Below are 2,995 nucleotides of genomic sequence, written 5' to 3'. Positions count from 1 at the left end.
CGGCGACGTCCGCACCGTGCTGCAAGACGGCTGGGATCTGCTGATCGCGCACCCGCCGTGCACCTTCCTCGCCAACAGCGGGGCGAAGCATCTCTACCTCGGCTGCCGCCGCGAGAACGGCGCCGCCGGCGACCGCTGGGCCAACCTCGGCCACGCGGCGGCCTTCTTCCTCGACATGCTGCGGGCACCGATCCCGCGGATCGCGGTGGAGAATCCGATCATGCTCGGGCACGTGCGGCGGCTCTTCGATATCCCCGCGCCGTCGCAGATCATTCAGCCGTGGGAGCATGGACATCCCGAGACCAAGGCGACCTGCCTCTGGCTACGGAGTCTGCCGCGGCTCGTGTCGACGTCGATTGTCGAGGGCCGGGAGGCACGGGTGCATCGCGAGCCGCCGAGCCCCGACCGCTGGCGGAACCGCAGCCGGACCTATCCGGGCATCGCTGCGGCGATGGCCGAGCAGTGGGGCGCGACCTAGACACGGTAGCGGCGGGCCGATCGGTCTCGGCCCGCCGGAGTGCGGCCGGTTCATTCCGCCGGGTAGTTCACGGTCGTCAGCACGAGGAACCGGTCGTCGCGGATCACGGCGGTGTCCTGGAACGTCCGCCCCACGGCGCCGATGGTGAAGTTGGCGACGAGGACGCTGCCGTGGGTGAGTTCGGCGTTGGAAACCGTGGTCTCGAGTGCGCCCGGCTCCAGTCCGCCGAGCAGGTTCTCGAAGAACCGACGGATATCCGCCGTTCCGCTGATGACACCGTCGGTGGTGATGATGGCCGACTCCTCGGTGAAGTCCGCCATCACCGCGTCGATGTCGCCGGCCGTGGCAGCCTGCACGTGCCGCTCCCAGACCGCGCGGCTCGCCGCCTCGTCGGCGAGGGCGACAGAACCGGCGGATAGCGCCGCCGCTCCGGCCAGGGTGGTGGCTGTCAGAATGCTCTTCATTGGGATCACTCCTTTCCCGTGTTGCGCTTCTGCGGCCAGACTCCCGCAGCAGCCTGTTTGCTTCAACTCCAGACTCTGTAGTGGTCGTCGCCGGCGAGTGCGGCTAGAATGGGGGCATGAAGGGATACGGTCAGTTCTGCCCCATGGCCCTCGCCACCGAGATCATCGGCGAGCGGTGGACTCTCCTGATCCTGCGGGAGCTGTTGCTCGGCTCCACCCGCTTCAACGACATCCACCGCGGCGTGCCGCGCATCTCGCCGACCCTGCTCACGCAACGGCTGCGGACGCTGGAGGTGGCCGGCATCGTGGAGCGGCGCGACGCGGGCGGATACGGGGTGACCGAGGCCGGGGCGGAACTCTGGCCAATGATCGAGACCCTTGCCGTCTGGGGCAAGACCTGGCTCCCGGCGACGCTCAGCGAGGACGAGGCCGACCCCGACCTGATCATGTGGGATCTGCACCGGCGGATGGAGCTGGAACGCCTGCCGCAGGACCGCACCACCATCCACTTCATCTTCACCGATCAGCCGAAGGCGAAGCGCGACCGCTGGATCCTCTGCAGTCCGGAGGGCGCCGAATACTGCATCACCGATCCGGGCTTCGAGGCGGACGTCTACGTCACCACCGACAGCCGCACGATCACATGGGTCTGGTACGGAGACATTCCGCTCAAGACAGCGCTCGACGAGGGACTGATCCTGCTCGACGGCCCGACCCGGCTCTGTGCCGCCTTCCCGTCGTGGCTTCGGCTGAACCTGCTCGCGCAAGTTCCGCGACGGCATCCGCTGCGCCGCGACCAATCGGCGGCCGCCTGACGCAAGATTGCCGCCGCCCCTGCGGAGGGCGGCGGCACTTTCCTCGGCGTCAGGCCAGCCGGTAGACGCGCTGGTCCCCGACCTTTTCGGAGGTGACGGTGAGCCCGAGCTTCTTCTTCAGCGCGCCGGCGAAGAAGCCCCTGACGGTGTGTGGCGCCCAGTCGGTACCCGCGACGATCTGCGCGATGGTCGCGCCCTCCTTGCGACGGAGCAGGGCGATCACCTGCTCCTGCTTGGTGCCGCTGCGGGTCTTGGGCGCAGGCGCGACGTCCGCGCCCGTGGGCGCCGCCTTCCTCGGCCGGCCCCGCCGCTTCGGAGCAGACTCGACCGGCGCCTCGTCGGCGCCCGTGGGCGCGCCCGCGGCCGGCTCGCCCGCGGAGTTCGTGCCCTCGTTGAAGGCGTAGGGCACCGTCTTGGGCTCAACGCCGATGGCGTCCGCGCCGGCCGCGGTGATGAAGAGCAGCACCCCGCGGCCGTCCGGCTCGGGGAGATTGCGCCAAACGGTGTTCATCGCGGCGTCCGCCTTTCGCGGACTGTCAATGATGTGCTCGCGGATGAGACCGCGGGAGAGCAGCGCTGCCACGACCTTCGTCGCGGCTCCGCCGCGAAGGCTGCCGGGCAGCGGCAGCACGTTGCCGTCCGCCCGCTGCGCGGCGGCCGAGAGGATGATCGACTGAGTGTCGGAGAGCTTGGTCATCGGGTCGTCCTTCATTGCGAGCCGCGGGACCATCCCGCGCCTGCTACGACCCCGAGCCGCGCATCCCGGCGGGATCGCGGCGGAGCCGGAAGGGCGGCGATCAGTAGGGAAGCTCGGCCATGATCGCGAAATGGTTGGCGAGGCCGGTCAGGTAGGGAAGCCCGCGCGGGATCCCGGTCTCGCGGCTGGTCTTGCGGTCGATGCGCCAGGCCATCCAGCGGGTGATGGCGGCGTCGATCGCGACCTTGAGCGTCTCGCCCTTCCAGAGCTCGCTGGCGACGTCGTCGGCGAAGTGGCGGCCGTGGCGGGAATCGAGGAAATCCCGGACGCCCTCGGGCGAGGCGGTGGTCACCTCGGCGATCCGGCGGGAGGCGATGTCCCAGGCCTTCGCGGGGTCGGCGGCAGGGTCGTTCTCGACGCGGCCGATGGTGCCCCAGTAACCCCATTCGGTGTTCCGGCTGGGCAGGATCGTGGTCATTGTCGTGCTCCATTCAAGCGTCTGCTTGACACCACACATGCTCGGTTCCGCGCACGATCCAAG

At 69.4% G+C, this 2,995-nt stretch carries 5 protein-coding genes; 2 read left to right on the top strand and 3 right to left on the bottom strand.

The window, feature by feature from the left end:
- Window positions 1-478: hypothetical protein (locus Q0112_RS01120; protein WP_297970341.1), on the top strand; the 478-nt coding region annotated here is incomplete at its 5' end.
- Window positions 479-528: 50 nt separating this feature from the next.
- Here Q0112_RS01120 and Q0112_RS01115 read toward each other — a convergent pair.
- Window positions 529-942 (bottom strand): nuclear transport factor 2 family protein, encoded by a 414-nt coding sequence (locus Q0112_RS01115; RefSeq protein ID WP_297970339.1) that lies wholly within the window; start codon window positions 940-942, stop codon window positions 529-531.
- Between the two features lie 143 nt (window positions 943-1,085).
- Between Q0112_RS01115 and Q0112_RS01110 the strand changes: the two genes are divergently transcribed.
- Window positions 1,086-1,757, top strand: coding sequence for a helix-turn-helix domain-containing protein (locus Q0112_RS01110; RefSeq protein WP_297970337.1), 672 nt, complete (start codon window positions 1,086-1,088; stop codon window positions 1,755-1,757).
- 49 nt (window positions 1,758-1,806) lie between these two features.
- Here the strand turns inward: Q0112_RS01110 and Q0112_RS01105 are convergent, their stop codons facing one another.
- Both Q0112_RS01105 and Q0112_RS01100 read right to left on the bottom strand, forming a co-directional pair.
- Window positions 1,807-2,454 carry a DUF3489 domain-containing protein gene (locus Q0112_RS01105; protein WP_297970335.1) on the bottom strand — a complete coding sequence of 216 codons (648 nt, stop codon included), beginning with the start codon at window positions 2,452-2,454 and terminating at the stop codon, window positions 1,807-1,809.
- 100 nt (window positions 2,455-2,554) lie between these two features.
- On the bottom strand, window positions 2,555-2,932 hold the full coding sequence (locus Q0112_RS01100; protein ID WP_297970333.1) for a hypothetical protein: 378 nt from the start codon (window positions 2,930-2,932) through the stop codon (window positions 2,555-2,557).
- Between the last annotated feature and the right edge of the window lie 63 nt (window positions 2,933-2,995).

This window comes from uncultured Amaricoccus sp. (assembly GCF_937858865.1).
Taxonomy (GTDB): Bacteria; Pseudomonadota; Alphaproteobacteria; order Rhodobacterales; family Rhodobacteraceae; genus Amaricoccus.
The sequence above is the reverse complement of the archived record's forward strand: the minus strand, read 5'-3'. Positions and strand labels throughout refer to the sequence as shown.

Excerpts from the sequence above, each read along its gene's own strand:
- Q0112_RS01115 (WP_297970339.1), bottom strand. The coding sequence starts at position 942 with ATGAAGAGCATTCTGACAGCCACCACCCTGGCCGGAGCGGCGGCGCTA.
- Q0112_RS01110 (WP_297970337.1), top strand. The coding sequence starts at position 1,086 with ATGGCCCTCGCCACCGAGATCATCGGCGAGCGGTGGACTCTCCTGATC.
- Q0112_RS01105 (WP_297970335.1), bottom strand. The coding sequence starts at position 2,454 with ATGACCAAGCTCTCCGACACTCAGTCGATCATCCTCTCGGCCGCCGCG.
- Q0112_RS01100 (WP_297970333.1), bottom strand. The coding sequence starts at position 2,932 with ATGACCACGATCCTGCCCAGCCGGAACACCGAATGGGGTTACTGGGGC.